Source organism: Shewanella sp. 3_MG-2023 (genome assembly GCF_030548765.1).
Classification (GTDB): Bacteria; Pseudomonadota; Gammaproteobacteria; order Enterobacterales; family Shewanellaceae; genus Shewanella.
The window spans coordinates 45,168-66,478 of sequence record NZ_JAUOSH010000002.1 but is presented as its reverse complement, the minus strand read 5'-3'; the positions used below and the strand labels follow the sequence as shown (position 1 = coordinate 66,478).

The following is a 21,311-nucleotide window of genomic DNA, read 5'->3' as shown; positions in this document are numbered from 1 at the left end:
AAAATATTATGACTACATCAAATACTCAAACTGTACCAACAATCGATTTCACTAAATTTGCCAACTTAAGCCCATTTGAATTAAAAGATAAATTGATTGAAGTGGCTAAAACCGTTCCAGATCGTATTTTATTGGATGCGGGCCGCGGTAACCCCAACTTCTTGGCCACCTTACCTCGTAAAGCATTCTTACGTTTAGGCGATTTTGCTATCGAAGAATCAGAGCGCAGCTACTCATACTTAAACGAAGGTTTTGGTGGTATTCCGGATGGTGTTGGCGTTGTTGAACGTTTTGACACTTTCGCAAAAGAAAACCTAAACAGAGATGGCGTTAAGTTTTTACAAAAAGCAATTAGCTATGCTAATGACCGTTTAGGTATTGATAAGCAAGCTTTTTTACACGAATTTGTAAACGCGTTTTTAGCCTGTAACTACCCTGTGCCTTCACGTATGTTAACCAACATTGAAAAAGTGGTTAAGCAGTACATAGGTGAAGAAATGTATGGCCCAATGCCAATGACAACTGACTTTGACCTGTTCGCTACTGAAGGTGGCACTGCGTCTATGACTTATACTTTTGCGACAATGTTCAACAATGGTTTACTTAAAAAAGGCGACAAAGTGGCGTTAGTGACGCCTATCTTTACCCCTTATTTAGAGATTCCAGAGCTTGCTGAATATGAGTTAGAAATTGTTGAATTACGCTTAGACGAAAATACATGGCAGTTACCACAATCAGAAATTGAAAAATTAGCTGATACCGGTATCAAACTATTGTGTGTGGTTAACCCTGCCAATCCTGCATCGGTTAAGTTTTCAAACGATACGTTAGACCGTTTAACTGACTTTGTTAACACACAGCGCAAAGATTTGTTTATCATCACTGATGACGTATATGGCACATTTGCAGACAACTTTATTTCGCTATTTGCTAAACTGCCATACAACACCTTATGTGTGTATTCATTCTCAAAATACTTTGGTGCAACCGGCTGGCGTTTAGGTACTATCGGTATTCATTATGAAAACGTATTTGATGATGCAATGCGTGCGTTACCAGAAGCGCATCAATTACAGTTAGATAACCGTTATAAAACACTGACACCTGAACCAAGAGACATTAAGTTTATTGACCGTATCGTTGCCGACAGTCGTGCTGTAGCCCTAAACCACACAGCTGGTTTAGCATTACCACAACAGGTGCAAATGGCATTATTTTCATTAAGTTGTTTAATGGACTTGGAAGATAATTACAAAGCAGCTTGTAAACGTATTATTCGTGAACGTTACATCACATTGTATAAAAACATGGGTGTTGAAATTGAAGAAAACGAAGACCGTGTTGATTACTACACCCTACTAGAGTTAGATGCTTTAGGTGGTAAACTTTATGGCGATGAGTTTGTACAATGGTTTAAAGATAACAATAAAGGTCAAGACTTCCTCTTTGTGTTAGCGTACAAAACAGGGGTAATTTTATTACCAGGTAAAGGATTTGATGTTGTTCATGCTTCAGTGCGTGTATCACTAGCTAACCTAACTCACTACGATTATGAGTTAATTGGTCGTGCGACAAGAGTCGTACTTGATGGCTACTTTGCAGAGTATCAAGCAAGCTAGTTAATCAATACCGCAGTTAATCAGTCAAATATTGACTGATGATTGAGAAATGAAAATGCCAATCTTTTGATTGGCATTTTTTATGCTTGATTGAAAAATTTTGTACTATATTTCACAGTTATACAAAGTATTAAAACAGCAACAAAGCTTAATTGGGCAAGATTGCGACATGGTGTATTAGCTGCGTGATACTAGAGCAAATGAATTAAGGGAGTATCTATGGGAACGATCAGGTTGAATTCTATTGTTATTGGCCCATTGCTGTGTATGCTGCTGACGCCTATGGCTGCTGTTGCTAATGATAATGCTGAAGATAGCGTTGCCAATGAGCCAAGCTCATTAGTGCCAAATTTAAAAGAAAACCAAGCACCTTTAACCGTGAATAAAGGCAATTTTGTGGCAGCGCCCATTCCGTTTTCAAATCCGACCATTGATTCAGGTTTAGGCGGATTAGTGGGCTACTTTTATCCACAAACCGCAGAGCAAAAAGCGGTACAACCTCCTTCTGTTACCGGTATCGCAGGGTTTTATTCCAGTAATGACAGTTGGGGCGCGGCAGTTGGCCATGCCAGTTATTGGGATAATAATAACTGGCATTTAAAAGGTGGGGTCGCCTATGCCGATTTAAAGCTGCCGTTAGTGTCAACCGAGTTGCTTGGTTTACCTATCGACGTTGATTGGGATATTTCTGGCTACGGTGCACTGCTTGAATTGGAGCGACGCATTAGTGGTAATTGGTTTGTCGGAGTTAATGGGGTATTCATTGATTTTGAACAAGACTTTAATGTTAACATTAGCTCCATCGATTTCGATTTACGAAATGAAATTGTCTCCGCAGGACTTGGTGCTGGGATTATTTATGATTCTCGTGATGTGCCTACTAACCCTTATGATGGTTATTACTTTAAGCTCAACGGCACTTTTTTTGATGATGCCATTGGCAGTGATACCAACTTTGAATCTTATTCATTAGAGTTTGATGGTTATTTTCCTGTGCATGAGTCGATAACCGTGGCTTATAAATTAAAAGGCTGTTTGAAAGAGGGTAACGTGCCGCTATGGGCAGCTTGTCGTTTAGGGTTACGTGGTTTTTCATCCACTGAATATATGGCCTTAGGTGCCATTGAAACAGAAGCTGAAGCCCGTTGGCGTTTTCATAAGCGCTGGGGATTAGTGGGTTTTATTGGCGCAGGTAAATTGGATGATGTGAATCATGCGGATAAATCTGATGATATCATTCCTTCATACGGTATTGGCGTGCGCTTTATGCTACAACCAGCAGAGCGAATCAATTTACGCTTAGATTATGCTCGCTCATCCAATAATAATGATGCGCTTTATCTTTCTGTCGGGGAAGCATTTTAATATCGTTATTTTAGTCTATGACTTACATTAGATGTTGTTTATATTGGTTGTCGTTAACTGATATTCTTTAAATGTAGATAGTTAATTATTCTTAAAACATAAATAAAAGAGAGTGTTATGAAAGGTGTCATTTCGATCCAGTCGCATGTTGTTTACGGGCATGCAGGAAATAGTTCAGCAGTATTTCCTATGCAGCGTATGGGTTTAGAAGTTTGGCCTATTCATACAGTGCAGTTTTCAAATCATACTCAGTACCAACAGGGCTGGACTGGGCGGGCTTTTTCTGCCGATGATATTAATGAGCTGGTGGCGGGTATTGGTAACATAGGTAAGCTTGCAGATTGTCAGGCGGTGCTATCAGGTTACCAAGGTAGTGCTGAGCAGTGCCAAGCAGTGATCCAAACCATTAAAACGGTTAAAGAGATCAATCCTCAGGCTATTTATGTGTGTGATCCTGTAATGGGTGACCCTGAAAAGGGCTGTATTTTGGCTGATGGTATTACTGAGCAATTAATTAAACAAGTTATGCCTCTGGCTGATGTGATTGTACCTAATCAATTTGAGCTGAGTCAGTTCACTCAAATGGATATTACCAATCTTGAGCAAGCTAAAGCAGCTTGCCAAAAAGCATTGTCTTTAGGGCCTGATATTGTGTTGGTTAAGCATTTACACAGCATCGCTGATGAGACATTCACCATGATGCTGGCAACCCAAGAGGGTTGTTATATCAGTCAGCGTCCACAACTTGAGTTCGTAAAACAGCCAGTTGGTGTTGGTGATTTAATTTCGGCGTTATTTACTGCAAGTTTAGTGCAAGGCTTATCTGCTGTTGAGGCATTTGAACATGCAACAGATGCTTGTTATGGCGTGTTAAAAGAGACCGCCCATCAGCGCCAGTGGGAGCTACAAACTATTGCTGCCCAGCAAGAGCTGGTCACACCTTCAGAGCACTTTAAAGCGATTAAAGTTTAGTGGTTTAGGTTTATAGGTTGAGCTTTAATGATTTGGCTTTAATAAATAAGTATCGCAATGTTTAGTTATAAGGCCTTTGACCTAACTGAATAAATCAGAGCTAAATAAAAACCACGCTAATTAGATTAAGCGTGGTTTTTTGTTTATATGGCATAGCTATTATCTGAATTAAGAGTTTTAAGACGCTTAATTTACGGCTGTTTATTCAGTACCTCATCAATATCAGCTGCACTGTGGCGATTAGGCAGTTGCTCCCATTCTTCGCCCCATGAGCGATTGACGATACGACCACGCTTTACTGCTTGGCGCAGGGCAATAATATTGGCCCAACGAACTAAGTTCGGATAGCTTGCGACATCTAAAAACTCTGCAGCATCATAAAGATGGCCCAGCACCAAACTGCCGTACCATGGCCAAATTGCCATATCGGCAATGGTGTATTCATCACCGGCAATAAAGGCATGTTTCGCTAATTGCTTATCAAGCACATCAAGTTGACGTTTGGTTTCCATAGCGAAGCGATTAATCGGGTATTCAAATTTTTCTGGGGCATATGCATAAAAGTGACCAAAGCCGCCCCCCAGATAAGGCGCTGCTCCTTGAAGCCAAAATAACCAATTTAGCGTTTCTGTGCGCAGAGCAAAGTCTTTTGGTATGAAGTGACCGAACTTATCTGCTAAATAAACTAAAATCGCGCCAGACTCAAAGACTCGCACCGCTTTAGCACCTGAGTTATCGGATAATGCTGGAATTTTAGAGTTTGGATTGATATCAACAAAGCCTGATGAGAACTGCTCACCTTCGCCAATATTAATCAAGTAAGCATCGTATTCTGCCTCTTTTACCCCTTTGGCTAGTAGCTCTTCTAGCATGATGGTGACTTTCTGGCCATTTGGTGTGGCTAATGAATGCAGCTGAATTGGGTTGCTGCCAATAGCTAATTCTTTTTGGTGACGAGCGCCTGAGTCTGGTCGGTTAATACTTGCCCATTGACCACCGTTTTCTTGATTCATGGTCCAGACTTTTGGTGGTACATATTCGTTGCTCATGATGTTTCCTTATCTGTGTCACTATTCTGTTTTAAAAGCATGTGTTTTAAAAGCGTGCGTTGTTATATGCGCGGGTATAAATCAGATATTGGGACTAATACGAAATTAACAATGATAAAGCTCATAACCATTGGTTATTGTTCAGCTGCGAATATCATATGGATTGACTGTTACTTTAAAGTGGGTTCATTACATAACTTAAAGATAAAAAATGCCAGTCAATTGAACTGGCATTTTGGTTTTTTAATCAAGTTTGATTAGCTCTGATTATTGCTTAACTACCAAATACGCACACGTTGATCTTCTGGTAGGTACAGCTTGTCACCAGGTTTAACATCAAAGGCTTTGTACCATGCATCATGGTTACGTGGCGCTAATGCGCGGTAACGCCCTGGCGCGTGAGTACCTGCACGAAGCTGACTTAACATACTTTGCTCAGTACGTTTTTCTTTCCACACTTGCGCCCATGCTAAAAAGAAGCGTTGATCGCCTGTAAGGCCATCAATAATCGGCGCTTCTTTGCCGTTTAAACTCAGTTGATAAGCGTTATACGCCATGGCTAAGCCGCCAACATCACCGATATTTTCACCAAGGCTATTACGGCCATTAACGAAGTTTTCTGGGATTGGCTCATATAAACTGTATTGCGCTGCTAGCTGGTCAGCTTTAGCATCAAATGCCGCTCTATCTGAGTCGGTCCACCAATTACGCTGAATACCGTTGGCGTCCGATTTTGAGCCCTGGTCATCAAAACCATGGCCCATTTCGTGGCCAATAACGGCGCCAATGCCGCCGTAGTTCACTGCGGCATCTGCGTTAGGGTCAAAGAATGGTGGCTGTAAAATTGCGGCTGGGAATACAATCTCGTTGAATGAACTATTGTAATAGGCATTGACAAATTGTGGCGTCATGCCCCAACGGTTACGGTCGGTTTTTTGTAGCTCTTTAGCGACGCTGTCAGCATGAAAATATTGACGTAGGTTGTGGATGTTCGCCACTAAATCTTTGCTTGTCAGTGATAAACCATCAAACTGTTGCCATACATCTGGGTAACCAATTTTTGGTTTAAATGCGGCAAGTTTAGCGTGTGCATTGACTTTAGTTTCAGCACTCATCCAATCTAGGCCATCAATACGTTGACCCAGTGAAGTACGTAAGTTCTCAACTAATTCCGCCATTTGCTGTTTTGATGATTCAGGGAAATAACGTGCCACATACACTTTACCAATCGCAAAACCTAATGATTGCGTGCCCGACATTTCAGCGACTGCGCGTTTCCAGCGTGGTTTAGGCTCTTCTTGCCCGCTTAACTCTTTACCGTAAAAAGCAAAGCTGGTGTTGTAGATGTCTTCAGATAATAATTCTGCATTATTACTGATGGTGTGGAACTTAAGGTAATCCTGCCAAACATTAAGTGGTTGCTGATTAATTAAGGCAATCATTGCTTTAACTGGCTCAGGCTGTGAGATATTTAATTGTGGAACTTGATAGCCCGTTTGTTCGATAAATAAATCCCAATTAAAGCCTGGGTATTGCGCTGCTAAATCAGCACGTTTAACTTGGTTGAGGGTCAGGTCGCGGTTACGGCGCTTTTCTCTTGGCCATTGACCTTCAGCAATTTTTGTTTCTAATGCCAGTATGGCTTCAGCGCGAGCGCTGCCATCTTTGATACCAGTGAAAGCCAGCATGGCTGTAATGTGCTCAACATAGGCTTTGCGGATGTTAACGAAACGTTCACTGTCTTCTAGATAATAAGAACGGTCGGGTAAACCTAGACCACCTGCGCCAATAGACATTTCATATTGATCTGGATTGATGCGATTAAACCACATGCCACCATAAATTGGCGATGCAGCATCGGTTAACCAAGTTTGACCGAAGACTTTGGTTAAGTCGTCGGTGTTGTTAATGTTGTTGATGCTATCAAGGGTTGCTTGAATTGGGCTGACACCCAGCTTATTAATGGTGTTAGTGTCCATGTAAGCATTATAAAAATCAGCGATAAGTTGCTCTTCAGCATTTAAGTCATTGCGGCTGGTGATATCATCAATGATTTCTTTAACTTGGGTTTCACTGCGCTCAGCTAATGCTGTAAATGCGCCATAACGAGTTTTATCTGCTGGCATGTCAAAGTTGTCATACCAAGTACCACTGGCATACATAAAGAAGTCATCACCGGGTTTAACTGCTTCATTGCGGGCGCTTAAATCAACCCCAAAGCTACCAAGCTCAGCTGCGCCTTTGGCTTGGGCAGTGACTTCTGCTGCTTCATTAGTGACTTTGACATCAGATGTACCGCATGCGCTTAAAAAACTGGAGGCGAGGGCGAGGGCGATTAAGGACTTTTTCATTATTATCTTCTTCCTTGTTGGTAATTAAAGTATTTATAGAGCGTTTTTTAGATAAAAATTAGCTAACAATATTGTTAAGCCAAGGGGAAATGTCAACCTTGTAATTGTTAGCAAGTTTGAGCAAAGCATTGTTGGGCGTTAAGTTATTCGGCTAGAAGTAGTAACACCATGCTTTAAAGCTTGTTTGGGCGGTGAGTTTTAACCGCAGTTAACGGGCGCATATTAATCTGCGCGTAGTTTGTGTATAACTAGTTTATACAATTCAGTTTCAGCTTTTTAGGCTAATTATGTCCAGCAACCCAATTGCTAATAAACAATCAATTATCATCATTTTAAGCTTGCTGTTAGCAACGGTTTCAGCGGTGATCTATATTACCAAGGCTCACCAAAGCCATAGCCCCGAAACTTGGACATCATTTGTTTATAAAAATGGTTATGAGTCAGCCAGTTATTTGATGCAAGATGGTTTTAATGATTATGCTTCATGCAAAATTTACTCCCAAGATATGTCTGTCACTTATCAGAATGCCCCTTGGCAATGTGGGTCTAAATGCCGCTTTGATTCAATGAGGCAAGGTTTTGAATGCGAGTCGATGATTAACGATTAATCAGTAGTTGCCGCTAACCTCTTAGATTGAAATCAAGTTATTTGCCACGTATCATGCGCTTTTTCATCATATTGAATATTATGCGCCACTTAAAAACCTGTCATCACTCTGACACACCTATCGAGTTTGTTGCTGCTAATCAACCACATATGCTGACGCGAATTGCTGCTAGAGCAATTGTATTAAAAGGTAATAATATTTTGATGTTATATACCGAGCGTTATCACGATTACAGCTTGCCAGGTGGCGGTGTTGATGCCCATGAAGATATTGAGCAAGGGTTGATCCGCGAGTTACAAGAAGAAACCGGTGCGAAATCTATTAGCAATATTACCGCATTTGGGGTTTATGAAGAGTATCGCCCTTGGGATCGTGATGGCTATAAAGTGATAAACATGCTGAGCTACTGTTTTAGCTGTGAGATAGATAGTGAGCTGGGTGAGACCCGATTTGAAGCCCACGAAATTAGCAACGGCATGCAGCCTGTATGGATTGATATTGATGAAGCGATTCAGCACAACCTTAATACCATTGCCAATAGCGCTAAAAAAGGTTTATCCATTGAACGTGAAACCTTTTTACTTAAGCTAATTAAAGCTGAGCTTATCAATAGCTAGCTTTGAGCTAAGAGGATACTTGGGGTCGTAGAGTTAGTGTTGAGCTAATAATGGTTACTCAACATATTCCTTTAACGCCCAGCAAATAACGTAGGGGCGTCGTCATTGCGGCGAGTATGGTTATAACTGCTTAGTGCTTAATTGCTAAGCTCTTTAATAAATAGCTACCTTGCTACTTTTTGAGATGTGAACGTTCTTTTGAATTTCCAAGTATGGACGGCGATCACAAAAATGGCTTTTGCTTGCAGGTTTATTAATTAGTAATTAAGCAACAGTTTTGAAATACAGTTTTCATAGAGACTGACTAAATTATTGAAATAGCTGTTTTATTAGTGGATTAAGCTTTATTGATAGGGGCGATTTGATGTCACGCGAATGATTATTTCTTTTGGTTGGTAATATATCTACAGTTTAATGATTTGAGTAACGCAACCCCGACCTTGGTATAACTCTGGATAGCTTGACCAATGTTAGTAACTACCTGACACTCTATGCTAACCAAATACCCTACCAAGTATGGATAATAAAAAATGCTAATTTTCTTTATTTGTATTGCGATGTTAGTCCTCGCTTATAAATTCTACAGCCCTTTTGTTGAGCGCCAAGCGGGCATTGACCCAAATGCAAAAACACCTCAAACACGTTTTGACGATGGGGTTGATTACGTCAAAGTTCATCCCGTTAGAGCGTACCTTATTCAATTTTTAAACGTTGCTGGTGTCGGGCCAATCTTTGGTCCTATCCTGGGGGCATTATACGGTCCAATCGCCTTAGTGTGGATTGTATTGGGTAATATTATTGGCGGCGCGGTGCATGATTACTTCTCTGGAGTTATGAGCATCAAAGAAGACGGTAAAAGCTTACCTGAAATCGCCGGTCACTATTTTAATGTGTACTTTAAAGGGGTGATGTTGGTATTCACTGCGATGTTATTGTTCTTCGTTGGTGTGGTGTTCATTATGAGTCCTGCGGGACTGTTAAGTAACTTAGAGTTATTTGAAGGTACCATCTTGGCTAACAATACCTTTTGGGTATTGGTTATTTTAGGCTATTACTTCTTAGCGACACTGTTACCCATTGATAAAATTATCACTAAATTGTACCCATTATTTGGTCTACTCATGATTGTGATGACAGTATCAATTGCAGTGGCACTGCTTATCAGTGCGCCGCAATTGCCCGAGGTTGCAGATATTTTTGCTTATTTTGACCATAGCCATTACAACAATGATTTACTGGAGCCAAATCCTGATGGTTTACCAGTATGGCCGTTATTATTTGTCACCATAACTTGTGGTGCCATTAGTGGCTTCCATTCTACTCAAGCCCCTATTATGGCTCGCTGTTTAACCAATGAAAAATATGTTCGCCCAGTTTATTATGGCGCAATGATGTCTGAAGGTATTGTTGCTTGCGTATGGGCAACAGCAGGTATTGCGGCTTTCCCTGGTGGATATGTTGAGCTTAAGAGTATTCTTGATGCGGGTGGGCCTGGCCTTGTAGTGAACCAAGTTGCGAGCACTTATCTTGGCGTTGCTGGTGGTATTATGGCGATTATTGCTGTAGCAATTTTCCCGATAACCTCAGGGGATACCGCGTTCCGTTCATTACGTTTGACCATCATTGATGCGTTTAAAATCCCGCAAAGTATGCGTAACCGTTTGCTATTAGCCATTCCAATTCTGGTGATTGCATACTTTATGACTAAGATTGATTTCTCATTAATCTGGCGCTATTTTGCCTTCTCCAACATGTTACTTTCAACCAGTGTACTGTGGTTGGCAACTAAGTACTTATTTAACCGTGGTACTTTCCATTGGATTGTGAGTTTACCTGCAATCGTCGGTACTTCTATCACAGTCTCTTATATTATGACTGCGGGTGTTGGCCTTGGTTTACCACAAGAGTTAAGCCAGCCAGTGGGTATCGCTGTTGGGATTATATGTTTAGTAGGGCTGATTATTGCCCACAGTAAACGTAAAGTCGCGCACGCTTAATAGGCTCTGATATCGGCTAATTCTGCAATGATTTAAACGATAGATGATAACAATTAGGTGATCGCAGTTAAGCAATCACATAAAAGATGTTATTTAAGCCCCAAAAACCGATGTATGCATCGGTTTTTTTATGCCTAAATTGGGTCGTACAGCAAGTTAAAAAGCCAGCTTAGAAGTCAGTTGATGATCAGTAATAGCGATTAGCCATTGTATTCACTGAGTGTGGTCAATTTGACGTATCCCAAAAAATGAAGGGCAAGGTAGATGCTGCTATCATGCCCTTTATTAAGGCTAGCTGCGGTTAGGTTTATTCATCTTTATTGATAATCGGATTACACACACCTGTGCCCGTTAATGCAATATGGTTGAGGTTGTTTTTAATCACTTTAGAACCAACATTGAATGAGGTTTCAGGTCGACTGATGAGGTAACCTTGCACACAATGAATGCCCAGTTTTTTGATTAATTCAAATTGAGAGGCCACTTCAACGCCTTCAGCAACCACTTTTAAATCAAGGGTTTTCCCCAAGTTACTAATCGAATCTAAAATCTTTTCGTATTTAGGGTTAATAGTAGCTTGGTCAATAAACAGCTTATCAATTTTGATCACATCAACGGGTAAATTAGCCAATGTTGAAAGGGAGCTAAAGCCAGTGCCAAAATCATCGATGGCAATTAATACCCCTTGGCGGCGTAGTTTTTGTAAATCATTAATAATAGTGTCAGATGCATGGATTAAACATGATTCTGTTATTTCCAATAATAATGCTCTAGCTGGTAAGCCTGTTTTCGCTAAGGTGTCCATAATCCAGTCGTATAACGGCACATGCTTTAATTGCACCCCTGAGATATTCACTGAAATTCGGACTTTATTCATGCCGGCATTGTGCCAAGCTGACATTTGGCGACAGGCTTCAAATAAAATCCAGTTACCCAGTTCAATGATCAAGTTTGAGTCTTCTGCGATTGGGATAAATTCAGTTGGGGTGATTGGGCCTTCAATAGGGTGATTCCAACGGACTAAGCATTCGAAGTAATCGATACTGCAGTCATCAACGCTGACAATCGGTTGAAATGATAAGCTGAAATTTTGGCTGGCAATGGCTAAACGCATTTCTTCGAGTAGGTAGTGATAGCGGCGAATTTTATTACCCATTTCTGGCGAATAGACACGAAAAATACCGCGACCATCGGCTTTGGCGCGGTACATGGCCACATCGGCCATTTGTAATAGTGTATTGGGGTTTGATGCGCTGTCAGGGTAGCTAGCAATGCCAATGCTAGCACCAATTTTTATGATTTTATTACCAAGTACGAAATCTCGTTCAACTTCTTGTAGCACGTTTTTAGCGACTTCCACTGCACGGTTGTCATCGTCAATGTGATCAATAAAAATAGAGAATTCATCACCGCCTAAACGGGATAGATTTAGCTCTAAATTTACCCCAGAGCCGATATAGCTAAGGTCATGGTTTCTGATCACTGTGGATAATCGATTGGCAACTTGAATGAGCACTTCATCGCCAAAGCTGTGGCCAAAGGAGTCATTAACCTGTTTAAATCCATCTAAGTCTATGAATAGTAAGGCTTGTTTGGTGCCATCTTTTTGGGCGCGTTGTAACTGTTTTTCTAAGTGTTCAAGGTAGGCATGGCGATCGACAAGACCGGTGAGCTTGTCTTGAAATATAGTTAACTGGGTATCAATATTTTGTTGTTTTACATGCCTATTTAACTCATTTAATGCCACGCTAATGTGTGACAGAGTATTGTTAGTGTGATTGTTTGGCTGCTTTATTTTGAAGGTCGCTAACAATTTATCGGTTTCATTACTGATAAATTCAAGTGATGCACTGTTCTTCTTATCAGAACTGGCTTTGATATAAAAAGGGATAAAGCAGGCAAATAGAAACATGAGTAGTAATGGCACATTACTGAACATCATCATAGCGCCAAACACGTCTGTGACCTTGACTACGGTGAGTTCATTGTCATCCCGAGCCAGTACCGCAAAGTAATGCTGCCCAGATTTCACGATATCATTTTCTAAAAACAGCCACTTTTCCCAATTGGAATTAGTATCTATGACATTGGCAGGTGCAATCTTAATTACGTTGTGGTGAAAATTTTCAGTATGAATAGCATCGATACCCTGGCTAAAACTTAACACCAGTAATACGTTCATCATCATCAAAAAGCTAATTAACATGAATACGAACTTTGAAATTTTAGTCATAAAGAGTCTTAGTAAAGTGTGCCGATTGAAAATCGTATGATGTTCGCATTTTGTTTACGGTAGTTGGCAATTTTGTTTCAATGATGTAGCGGCTGAATTATAAGCTCATTAATACGGGGATACAAGATTTTTTGGGTTATCGAATTGTTAAAAAGTGCAATAAATATAATGTGTTACGAATGTAACAAAGCTTTTTCTGTGGACGAGGGGAGCGTTTTAACCAGATTTGTAACTGGCTTTAAATTGGCTTTTTTTACAGTGCAATAAGGTGAAGTAATAATATGAATTAGCATTATATTCGGCACTATAGCCAATTGGCTTTGACCCGTCAGTTATTTGCCCAACATAGATGGCACAAAAGTATTAAGGTAATAGCACTGCTTCGGTTAACTTTATCGCGTCACTGTTACAAAAATCCCACCGCCCATTAATGGCGATAGGATTTATTAATCGGCGAGGCATGGTCTAGGTAGTTACACCTTGTCTAGCTCAGTTGTAATTGCCAGTTACCATTTCTTATAAGGTAAAAATTTACCATTCATGGTCACTAATACGCGATCGCCTTTGGGATCTTCAATTTTATCAATGTTTAAACTAAAATCGATTGCGCTCATTATCCCGTCACCAAATTTTTCATGGATCACAGCTTTCATCGGCATACCATACACCTGCATGATCTCGTAAAAGCGATACACTAATGGATCGGTAGGCACTGTCGGGCCTAAGCCTTTAAGTTGGGAGTTGGTTAGTGGCATCATTTGCTCTGCTTCGATACCTAAGGCTTGTGCAATTTGAATTGCTTCAGCTTCAGATGCACAGGCTTGGCCGTAGCATAATGCCGCCACCCAGACCTCATCTCGGCCCACCATCTGACCTATATCATTGAAGGTGAGTTTTTGTGCTTTTTTGGCAGCTAAAATCGTTTTACTTAGGGTGTTGATTTCCATAGTGCAGCTCCAGTTTAAGTGACATAGTTAAGGTAAAGTTAATTAGCACATCAGCGAAATATTAATAGCAAGATGATGAGACTTAAGATTGCACAAATCCCTTGCCAGAACTTAACAGGCTCGCGCTCGATAAGTGGGGCACGGGTTTTATTTAAAAAAGCTTGAGTGGGATGACGCAAGTCGTATAAGTATTCTGATAATTCACTGTAGCGTTTATAAGGATTAGGATGGAGCGCTTTTTTTAACGCATCATCAATCCAGGCCGGGATGTCGCGCTCATCATCCAATACTGATTGATATACCAAGCGGTTTTGCGCCGCTTTGGTCCTTGCTTGGGACATCTTACCGTCGAAGGGTAATTTGCCGCTGAGCATTTGATAGGTGATCACCGCCAGTGAAAAGTTATCAGCCATATGGGTGATAACTTCACCTACAAAGTATTCGGGGGCGGTATACTGCACTGTGCCGAGAATATCGGCATGTACGATTGGGGATGATATTTCAGCAAGACCAGCTACTTTGGTGGCGCCAAAATCTATGATTTTTACCATGCCATTAATGTCAATCATGATGTTTTCAGGGCGTAAATCTTGATGGATCATTTCTTGCCGATGAAAAGCCCGCAAGCCTTTAGCTATTTGCTCGACAATATCACGCACGGTTTCAATAGCGGGTTGTGGATTATCTAACATCCACTGGCTCAGGGTAATGCCTTCGATGTATTCCATGGCTACATAGAGATAATTACGCTGTTTAGTGGGCGGACAAGGCTTAAGGATATGGGCATTATTTAGCCTTCTGGCAATCCACTCTTCCATTAAAAATCGTTCAAGATAAGCAGGATCACCTTGTAAATCTATTGATGGTGTTTTAATGACAACTTTTTCTAGGTTGTCGATATCCATGGCCAAGTACACATGGCTGCGACTGCTATGGTGCAAAGCCCTGAGGATTTGATAGCCGTCAAAATTCATTCTGGCATCAAGAATAGGTGGAAAAGGTTGTTCGGTGAGTTTTTGTAAAGCTTCATCAGCGCTTTGCAGCGGCAAGTCATCAATGCGGATAATTTGAATGGTTAAATTGTCTTGGCTGCCATTGGCCAGTGCAACCTCTGCAATGACTTGGGCGGCAATATCTAAGGCTTGATGATGTAATTTTATTAATGAGTTAATTTCGTCTTCGGAAATAAATTCATAAATGCCATCGGTTGTTAAGATAAAAGTATCACCGACTTCTAGTGCCTTAGCATCATAATCGATTTCTAAGAAGGGGCTGATACCTAGGCCGCGGTTAAGGTAGCTTTTATGAGCGTTTATCCACAGGCGGTGATCTTCAGTAAGCTGAGTTATTTCATTATCCCGCAACCGATAAATGCGGCTATCACCAATATGAAATATATGGGCAGTGGTCGATTTGAAGACCATCGCGCTTAAAGTGCATACATAACCACGATCGTTATCAAATCGATGTTCACTTTTTTGGGATTGGGAATAGAGCCAAGAGTTTGTGGCGGTTAGCACCTGAGCGGCGGACTTTTTAACCGACCAAGATTCTGGCGTGCAACTATAGTCATCTAAAAAGCCCCTTACGCTAGCTTCACTGGCAATTTGGCTCACATCACTACTACTGATCCCATCAGCAATGGCAATAGCAATGCCCTTAGAGGTCAATAGTGGTTGCTTTGGGATCGTGGCGCCATGAAAATCTTGATTGATTTCCTTAATGCCTTTGTTGGAATATTGGCCTATTGAAACGGTGAGCTTTCGAGTCATATATTTTCTTATTAAGCTAAAAGTAATGGCTCATCAGCGCCAATCATAAATACTTGCTTTTAAGTGCAACTAACATTCCAAAACGTGGCCAGTGCGCAATGTTAACTCAGTCAAAAGGCTAACAAGTTATAGCGTTGCAGCATTACTATTGCCTAGCGGTAACTAAGTTAAACCAATGAAAGTCTGTGATGGCGCTCAGTTGGTCGTTTGCTTTGTTACGTAATGGTGCAGTGCGAATAATTAACGCACTTAAATAGATCGAAATAGCGGCTGTGACTGGCTTATTGGCTTTGGGGTTAAAACATTATCCATTAGCAATAGTTAATTTAACGGGCTGTGTTTTATATAACGGTTTATATCTTTAAAATCAGTATAATTATACTTAAGCTAATTAACTGTGGAACACGCTGTGCTTACAAAAATACTGGTAACCTTGTTAGTGATCGTCGCTTGTGTGCTGTACATACGCAGCGGTCGTGGCACAAAGAAAAAGCCGGCTTTAGTGTCAATGGGCAGTGATTCTTCACCGCTATTTTCAAAATTGATTATTTATCCGATGATCGCCGTTTCGATGCTAGTAACTGCAGCCTTTTGGGGCTGGTCATGGTATGACGATAATAAAATTGTGCAAGTGACCATTTCATCGCCTGTTGAAGCGATGTCGGCAACTTATTATGTGCGCAAAAAAGACATTGAAGCGCAGCGTATTACCACTGTGGATGGCATTCAAATTCGCTTATCTAACCAAGAGCGTATAACGGTAGCGGCACCTACTACGAAGTGATTTTCAGCTCGACTCGATGAACAAGTTATTTAGTTTTTCGTTTGCCATTGCAAACAAAACCTCATAAAGCGTTTGAGTAGTGGGCTTTGGTATTTGTCTTTATGTACTAGCAATCAGAAACAAATGGGCGGCATTACTGCCGCTGCAATACCTTATTGATATCAAGGCTGAACACTTGATTGCCATTGCAAACAAAACCTCATAAATCTTTTGAGCAGTGGATTTTGGTATTTGTCTTTATGTACTAGCAATCAGAAACAAATGGGCAGTATTACTGCCGCTGCAATACCTTATTGATATCAAAGCTGAACACTTGATTGCCATTGCAAACAAAACCTCATAAAGCGTTTGAGTAGTGGATTTTGGTATTTGTCTTTATGTACTAGCAATCAGAAACAAATGGGCGGCATTACTGCCGCTGCAATACCTTATTGATATCAAAGCTGAACACTTGATTGCCATTGCAAACAAAACGTCATAAATCTTTTGAGTAGTGGGCTTTGGTATTTGTCTTTATGTACCAGCAGCCAAAAGCTGCGCGGCATTTCAATTGGTTGTTTGAGTAAACTAACTCGGCCACTTTCTATAGCATATTGCGCGGCTAAGGTGGATAAGCAACCTAAGCCCAGCCCTGCTGAGACACTGCTAATTAACGCCTCTGTGGTATTAAGCTCAAAGGCCAGTTGCCAGTGTTTAAGTTGTGGTGCCAGCGTATTGATAAAGCATTCTCGCGATCCGGAACCTGGCTCTCTTAACACCCAATCATGATTGTCTAAATCGTTAATAGTTACCTTTTCAAGCTTAGCTAGAGGGTGCTCAGAAGCACTAATAACACACATGTTATCGGCACTGAAGGGCACAGAGAGGAGATCAGGGTGGTAATTATCTCGTTCAATTAAGGCGACATCTAGTTCAAAATCAAGCAGTTTTTGGCAAATAGTAGCGGAGTTTGAAATGAATAAACTTTGGCTGAAGTGTTGCTGTTGCTGGCGAAACTGGCTCAGTAAATAAGGGCTAACATGGTTGCCTATGGTGTCACTACTACCAAGCCTGAGTTTACCGCTATTGGCGTGCTCATCATCAAAGAGGGTATTGATTTGCTGGGCGCGATCCAGTAATTCATCGGCCAAAGGCAGCAGTTTTTGACCTTCTTGATTAAGGATAAGTCGATTATTTACGCGATCAAATAGTGGCTGTCCTAAGTGTTTTTCAAGCTCTGCTAGCGCCATGCTTACCGCCGCTTTTGATAAGTATAGTTTTTCAGCTGCTGCAGTTAAGGTGTTGTGCTGAGTAATAGCGTTAAATACATTGAGCTGCCGCAAAGATATCAGTATCGCCATGGTGTTATCATCCCCGCTTTTCATGGTTATCATTAGCGCTGACTTAGGTTTAACGCCAGTTTGCTTTTATTGTCAGTTGTTTTGTTGATGGCCTAATTATACGTTCAATTAAACTTAACGCATGTTTTAAATAATTGGATATATCTGAACAATTAGCAAGAGTAATATCAACTCAAGCTAAAAAGTTGAAACTCTTTTATTGCAATCTCTTTGATTGCTAACAAAGGGGTTTATCCGAGAGTTAAGTTGAGGCCACCATGATAAACATCGCTAAAGCTAAATTAATGACCGCTCCAACCCCTATGGCAGGCTTAGCATTGGCGATTGCTAGCTTAGGTTGGTGCTGGGAGAATCTCGCCGATTTTCAGGGTTATGGTCAATGGGGCAGCGCTGCTATTGCGAGCCTATTATTACTGGTGTTAACGCTGAAGTTTTTATTGCTGTCTCATACCTTAAAGGCAGATTTAGCGCACCCTGTGGTTGGCAGTGTAGTACCGACCTTTGCCATGGCCACCATGGTAGTATCTAACTCAGTTGGGCATTTTTACCCTCAAGTCGGTGATGCTTTATGGTTATTTGCAGTAGGGCTTCATATCGTATTTTTGATTAGCTTTTTATATCACCGCGCTAAAGCATTTGAGCTACATCATATGGTGCCAAGTTGGTTTGTGCCGCCGGTGGGGATTATCGTGGCCGATGTGTCTTTTTCAGGTAACCCGCAATTGACATTAATCGCCCATATCGCCTTGGTATTTGGCATGCTTGCCTATGCCTTGATGCTGCCGGTGATGATTTATCGTTTGATATTTATCCATGAAGTGCCTGATGCGGCTAAACCGACCATGGCAATTTTAGCGGCGCCAGCAAGCTTATCACTAGCGGGTTATTTAACGGTAACGGCTACGCCATCACCCATTATCATTGCCTTACTATTTGGCATTGCAGTGCTGATGACCAGTATTATTTATTTAGCCTTCTTTAAGTTACTAACCCTCCCTTTTAGCCCTGGCTATGCCGCGTTTACTTTCCCTATGGTCATAGGCGCGACAGCATTATTTAAAATGATCAGCTGGATGCAAAGCATTAATATGGCTGAGCAATACATTCAGCAAGTGCGGATACTGGCTATTATAGAATTATCGATAGCCACCGTGGTAGTGGTGTATGTGGCCGCGTGCTATTTACACTTTTACCAACCCCGAAGGGCAAAATCCGCGCAAGTTTAGCGCGGCTTAATGGTTAATGTGTGCTCAATAGTTTGTGGCAATAATGGCGTAGCTTGATTATTAACATATTGCTGATAGCCACTACGATAATAAGGCGATAACGGGTGGCCAGATTGCCCACCAGGAATGCTCATGATGGCATCTTGCTCATTGCCCGGTTGTACAATAAATCGCTGTGAGGCGCCAAATGAGGCACCTTGCACCGCTGGCATAAAGCTGTCGCCATAACCTTGTGCAGCAGGCATATCTAACCAATGGCTCAGTAAGGGCATCTGTTTTGAAAATGGGTGCTTAATGTCGAGCTTATTTACCTCACCCCAGCGTAAATCAGCTAGCTGATTATCTTGACTGTGCTGTTTAAGTAAGGCGGTTTTAGCCTGTTTGTAGGCGCTGATGGCAAATTCATCCCAACTTTGGAATTGCTTAGGTAGCCAGCTTTTAGGCTGCTGATTGATCAGTTGCCACATAGGCGTTTCTAAATAGCGCTTAATCACAGCTAAGCTGCTGCCTTGGCTTGTTAGATTAGTTTCAATCGGCGCAAAGCTTTGATCTATCATGGCGGCGCGAAAATGTTTTACTAAGCTATAGCCCACCGAGTCTGCACAGGCACAATCGCCCCATTGATTGATGAACTTAACATCTTCAGCGAACCGTTTGGGTTGTTGGCTTAGCAGATTAAGTAGGTATTGCTGCCAAGGCTGTAAAAATCGTGCTTGATTATCTAGCTGCAAATTAAAAAAATCAGTTTCAGTAAATTGCTCTTGCTCATGTAATCTGTCCCGAATTTGCGTAGCGCGGGCCCCAAGAGCATAGCCGCCATCACCGAATTGGGCTAAATCTTGGGTGGAGAGCACCCGTGAATTAGCGGTCCAAATACGATGGCTGAGTGGGTTAATGACACTTGGGACATTGGGTTGGGGTTGCTGCCAAGCTTGGGTTTGCACTTCAGTTGCTGTTTGAGCGACATTGGCAGGATTACTACGACTTGGTAGCGCGCCAGCTATCTTCCAGCCCGCGTTACCTTGGCTGTCTGCTAACAACATATTTTGTGCTGGAATACCGATACTGCTGGCTAATGCCATGGCTTGATCGACTGTGGTTGTTTGCTCTAGTTCAATTAAGCCCATATTAATCGCATAGTCTTGATGGGCGACCCATGATAGTGCGTAGTTTTTATCATTAACGGTTTTTACCGGGCCATTTTCACTGACTTGTACTGTATGCATCACTTCTGAGCTGGGCAGTTTAATCGGCTCATATTCAAGCGCTATTTCAGTGTTGGCGTCAATTTCAACCCAGTCAGCGGTGTCCACATAACTGTTGGTAAATCCCCAAGCGAGCTTGCCATTAGAGCCCACAACAATGGCTGGCGCGCCGGGTAATGAGACGCCAGTTATTTGCGTCGATGGATTGGTATTATTTGGGACATTATTGGTTTTAGCATCGCTAATGCTGGGGTAATTTAATTGCGCTCGATACCAGATAATAGGTACGGCAAACGATAAGTGCATATCATCAGATAACATTGCCCGGCCAGACTTGGTAAGCTCTCCGGTCACTGCCCAGTTATTGCTGCCGACCTCTAATGGGGCGGTGATTGTGCTGCTGTTTGCTTGAGCCAAAAGCTGGGGCTCAAGTGTTGGGATATCGCCGTCAAAGTAGGGGATTTGGCTATCATCAAGAGCTGCCTGATGGTGGCTTGTTTGGGTTAAAAATGCCAGCATATCGGGGCCAAAGGTCTGTTTTATTTGGGTTAAGGCCATATCTCGCTTAATGGTATTGCCTTGTAAATCAAGATACATACTAAATATGACCAATAAGCTGTCGGTTTCATGCCATGGTTGAGGACTTGATTGGGTGAGTAGGTATTCAAATGAGGACAGAGTTTGCGCCTTCAGTGCGGCATTTACCCCTTTAGTGTAAACCCTAAGGGTTTGCTTTTCTTTTGTGGTTAAGCCATCAAATATCATTTGTGCCCGTTTGCGTAGCTGATGAAAGCGGCGGTTTTTATCGCGCTCAAGTGCCTTTTTACCAAATATTTCAGCCAGTTCACCTGCGGCATTGCGTCGTAATAAGTCCATTTGAAAAAAGCGGTCTTGGCTGTGGGCATAGCCAAGGGCATAAGAGGCATCAAGGCGGTTGCTGGCGCTGATAATCGCCGTGCCGAGTTCATCACGTTCAATGGTGACAGGCGCTGTTATATCTTGGCTATTAAAGCTTGTATTTAAGCTGGGCATACTTAGGCGCAATACACTATAAATGGCTAATAACACCAGCATGAACAGTACGACTAGGCTGGTGAGCGTGTATTTGGTGACGTTAGATTGCAACACCTTGGTAAAGCTAATAGACATGGTTATGACCCTAAAGAATATTCGAGTCTATGATAACCAAGGTTACTAGTTTGTTAACAGCATTTTGTTGCTTATAG

The 21,311-nt window shown here is 41.6% G+C and carries 15 protein-coding genes; 8 read left to right on the top strand and 7 right to left on the bottom strand.

Features of this window, described 5'->3' with window-relative positions:
- Nucleotides 1-8: 8 nt before the first annotated feature.
- The 3 genes from Q4591_RS01590 to pdxY all read left to right on the top strand — a co-directional run bounded on the left by Q4591_RS01590 (nucleotide 9) and on the right by pdxY (nucleotide 3,956).
- The gene (locus Q4591_RS01590) at nucleotides 9-1,619 is read left to right on the top strand and encodes a bifunctional aspartate transaminase/aspartate 4-decarboxylase (RefSeq protein ID WP_102520803.1); all 1,611 of its coding nucleotides are present in this window, start codon (nucleotides 9-11) and stop codon (nucleotides 1,617-1,619) included.
- 219 nt (nucleotides 1,620-1,838) lie between these two features.
- Nucleotides 1,839-2,984: a BamA/TamA family outer membrane protein gene (locus tag Q4591_RS01585; RefSeq protein ID WP_102439053.1), complete on the top strand. Its 1,146-nt coding sequence runs from the start codon at nucleotides 1,839-1,841 to the stop codon at nucleotides 2,982-2,984.
- A 117-nt stretch (nucleotides 2,985-3,101) separates the two neighbouring features.
- Nucleotides 3,102-3,956 (top strand): pyridoxal kinase PdxY, encoded by an 855-nt coding sequence (pdxY, locus tag Q4591_RS01580; RefSeq protein WP_303458993.1) that lies wholly within the window; start codon nucleotides 3,102-3,104, stop codon nucleotides 3,954-3,956.
- A 191-nt stretch (nucleotides 3,957-4,147) separates the two neighbouring features.
- Here pdxY and yghU read toward each other — a convergent pair whose 3' ends face one another.
- Both yghU and Q4591_RS01570 read right to left on the bottom strand, forming a co-directional pair.
- A complete protein-coding gene (yghU, locus tag Q4591_RS01575; protein WP_303458989.1) occupies nucleotides 4,148-5,005 on the bottom strand; it encodes a glutathione-dependent disulfide-bond oxidoreductase in 858 nt (285 codons plus the stop codon).
- A gap of 278 nt (nucleotides 5,006-5,283) precedes the next feature.
- Nucleotides 5,284-7,356, bottom strand: a complete 2,073-nt coding sequence (locus Q4591_RS01570; RefSeq protein ID WP_303458987.1) for a M13 family metallopeptidase — start codon at nucleotides 7,354-7,356, stop codon at nucleotides 5,284-5,286.
- A 287-nt stretch (nucleotides 7,357-7,643) separates the two neighbouring features.
- On the opposite strand from Q4591_RS01570, the gene Q4591_RS01565 reads away from it, so the two are divergent.
- The 3 genes from Q4591_RS01565 to Q4591_RS01555 all read left to right on the top strand — a co-directional run bounded on the left by Q4591_RS01565 (nucleotide 7,644) and on the right by Q4591_RS01555 (nucleotide 10,578).
- Nucleotides 7,644-7,964, top strand: a complete 321-nt coding sequence (locus tag Q4591_RS01565; RefSeq protein WP_102520806.1) for a hypothetical protein — start codon at nucleotides 7,644-7,646, stop codon at nucleotides 7,962-7,964.
- Between the two features lie 80 nt (nucleotides 7,965-8,044).
- A complete protein-coding gene (locus Q4591_RS01560; protein ID WP_102439177.1) occupies nucleotides 8,045-8,581 on the top strand; it encodes an NUDIX hydrolase in 537 nt (178 codons plus the stop codon).
- 530 nt (nucleotides 8,582-9,111) lie between these two features.
- Nucleotides 9,112-10,578 (top strand): carbon starvation protein A, encoded by a 1,467-nt coding sequence (locus Q4591_RS01555; protein ID WP_102439041.1) that lies wholly within the window; start codon nucleotides 9,112-9,114, stop codon nucleotides 10,576-10,578.
- Between the two features lie 307 nt (nucleotides 10,579-10,885).
- Here the strand turns inward: Q4591_RS01555 and Q4591_RS01550 are convergent, their stop codons facing one another.
- The 3 genes from Q4591_RS01550 to Q4591_RS01540 form a co-directional block, all read right to left on the bottom strand.
- On the bottom strand, nucleotides 10,886-12,811 hold the full coding sequence (locus Q4591_RS01550; protein WP_241901124.1) for a bifunctional diguanylate cyclase/phosphodiesterase: 1,926 nt from the start codon (nucleotides 12,809-12,811) through the stop codon (nucleotides 10,886-10,888).
- A 506-nt stretch (nucleotides 12,812-13,317) separates the two neighbouring features.
- Nucleotides 13,318-13,758 carry a cyanase gene (gene cynS, locus Q4591_RS01545; protein ID WP_102439039.1) on the bottom strand — a complete coding sequence of 147 codons (441 nt, stop codon included), beginning with the start codon at nucleotides 13,756-13,758 and terminating at the stop codon, nucleotides 13,318-13,320.
- 50 nt (nucleotides 13,759-13,808) lie between these two features.
- Complete coding sequence (locus tag Q4591_RS01540) at nucleotides 13,809-15,530, bottom strand: bifunctional protein-serine/threonine kinase/phosphatase (protein ID WP_303410594.1); 1,722 nt, start codon at nucleotides 15,528-15,530, stop codon at nucleotides 13,809-13,811.
- Nucleotides 15,531-15,939: 409 nt separating this feature from the next.
- Between Q4591_RS01540 and Q4591_RS01535 the strand changes: the two genes are divergently transcribed.
- A complete protein-coding gene (locus Q4591_RS01535; protein ID WP_102520808.1) occupies nucleotides 15,940-16,314 on the top strand; it encodes a hypothetical protein in 375 nt (124 codons plus the stop codon).
- Between the two features lie 437 nt (nucleotides 16,315-16,751).
- Here Q4591_RS01535 and Q4591_RS01530 read toward each other — a convergent pair whose 3' ends face one another.
- Nucleotides 16,752-17,648, bottom strand: coding sequence for a LysR substrate-binding domain-containing protein (locus Q4591_RS01530; RefSeq protein ID WP_198589366.1), 897 nt, complete (start codon nucleotides 17,646-17,648; stop codon nucleotides 16,752-16,754).
- Nucleotides 17,649-17,911: 263 nt separating this feature from the next.
- On the opposite strand from Q4591_RS01530, the gene Q4591_RS01525 reads away from it, so the two are divergent.
- Entirely contained in the window at nucleotides 17,912-18,880 is a 969-nt protein-coding gene (locus Q4591_RS01525; RefSeq protein WP_303458983.1) for a TDT family transporter, read from the top strand.
- Here the strand turns inward: Q4591_RS01525 and Q4591_RS01520 are convergent.
- Nucleotides 18,877-21,234, bottom strand: a complete 2,358-nt coding sequence (locus Q4591_RS01520) for a penicillin acylase family protein (protein WP_303458981.1) — start codon at nucleotides 21,232-21,234, stop codon at nucleotides 18,877-18,879. The genes Q4591_RS01525 and Q4591_RS01520 overlap by 4 nt on opposite strands.
- Nucleotides 21,235-21,311: the final 77 nt, after the last annotated feature.

Coding starts and splice junctions, on each gene's coding strand:
- Q4591_RS01565 (WP_102520806.1), top strand. CDS start 7,644: ATGTCCAGCAACCCAATTGCTAATAAACAATCAATTATCATCATTTTA.
- yghU (WP_303458989.1), bottom strand. CDS start 5,005: ATGAGCAACGAATATGTACCACCAAAAGTCTGGACCATGAATCAAGAA.
- Q4591_RS01585 (WP_102439053.1), top strand. CDS start 1,839: ATGGGAACGATCAGGTTGAATTCTATTGTTATTGGCCCATTGCTGTGT.
- cynS (WP_102439039.1), bottom strand. CDS start 13,758: ATGGAAATCAACACCCTAAGTAAAACGATTTTAGCTGCCAAAAAAGCA.
- Q4591_RS01570 (WP_303458987.1), bottom strand. CDS start 7,356: ATGAAAAAGTCCTTAATCGCCCTCGCCCTCGCCTCCAGTTTTTTAAGC.
- Q4591_RS01555 (WP_102439041.1), top strand. CDS start 9,112: ATGCTAATTTTCTTTATTTGTATTGCGATGTTAGTCCTCGCTTATAAA.
- pdxY (WP_303458993.1), top strand. CDS start 3,102: ATGAAAGGTGTCATTTCGATCCAGTCGCATGTTGTTTACGGGCATGCA.
- Q4591_RS01560 (WP_102439177.1), top strand. CDS start 8,045: ATGCGCCACTTAAAAACCTGTCATCACTCTGACACACCTATCGAGTTT.
- Q4591_RS01525 (WP_303458983.1), top strand. CDS start 17,912: ATGATAAACATCGCTAAAGCTAAATTAATGACCGCTCCAACCCCTATG.
- Q4591_RS01520 (WP_303458981.1), bottom strand. CDS start 21,234: ATGTCTATTAGCTTTACCAAGGTGTTGCAATCTAACGTCACCAAATAC.
- Q4591_RS01550 (WP_241901124.1), bottom strand. CDS start 12,811: ATGACTAAAATTTCAAAGTTCGTATTCATGTTAATTAGCTTTTTGATG.
- Q4591_RS01540 (WP_303410594.1), bottom strand. CDS start 15,530: ATGACTCGAAAGCTCACCGTTTCAATAGGCCAATATTCCAACAAAGGC.
- Q4591_RS01590 (WP_102520803.1), top strand. CDS start 9: ATGACTACATCAAATACTCAAACTGTACCAACAATCGATTTCACTAAA.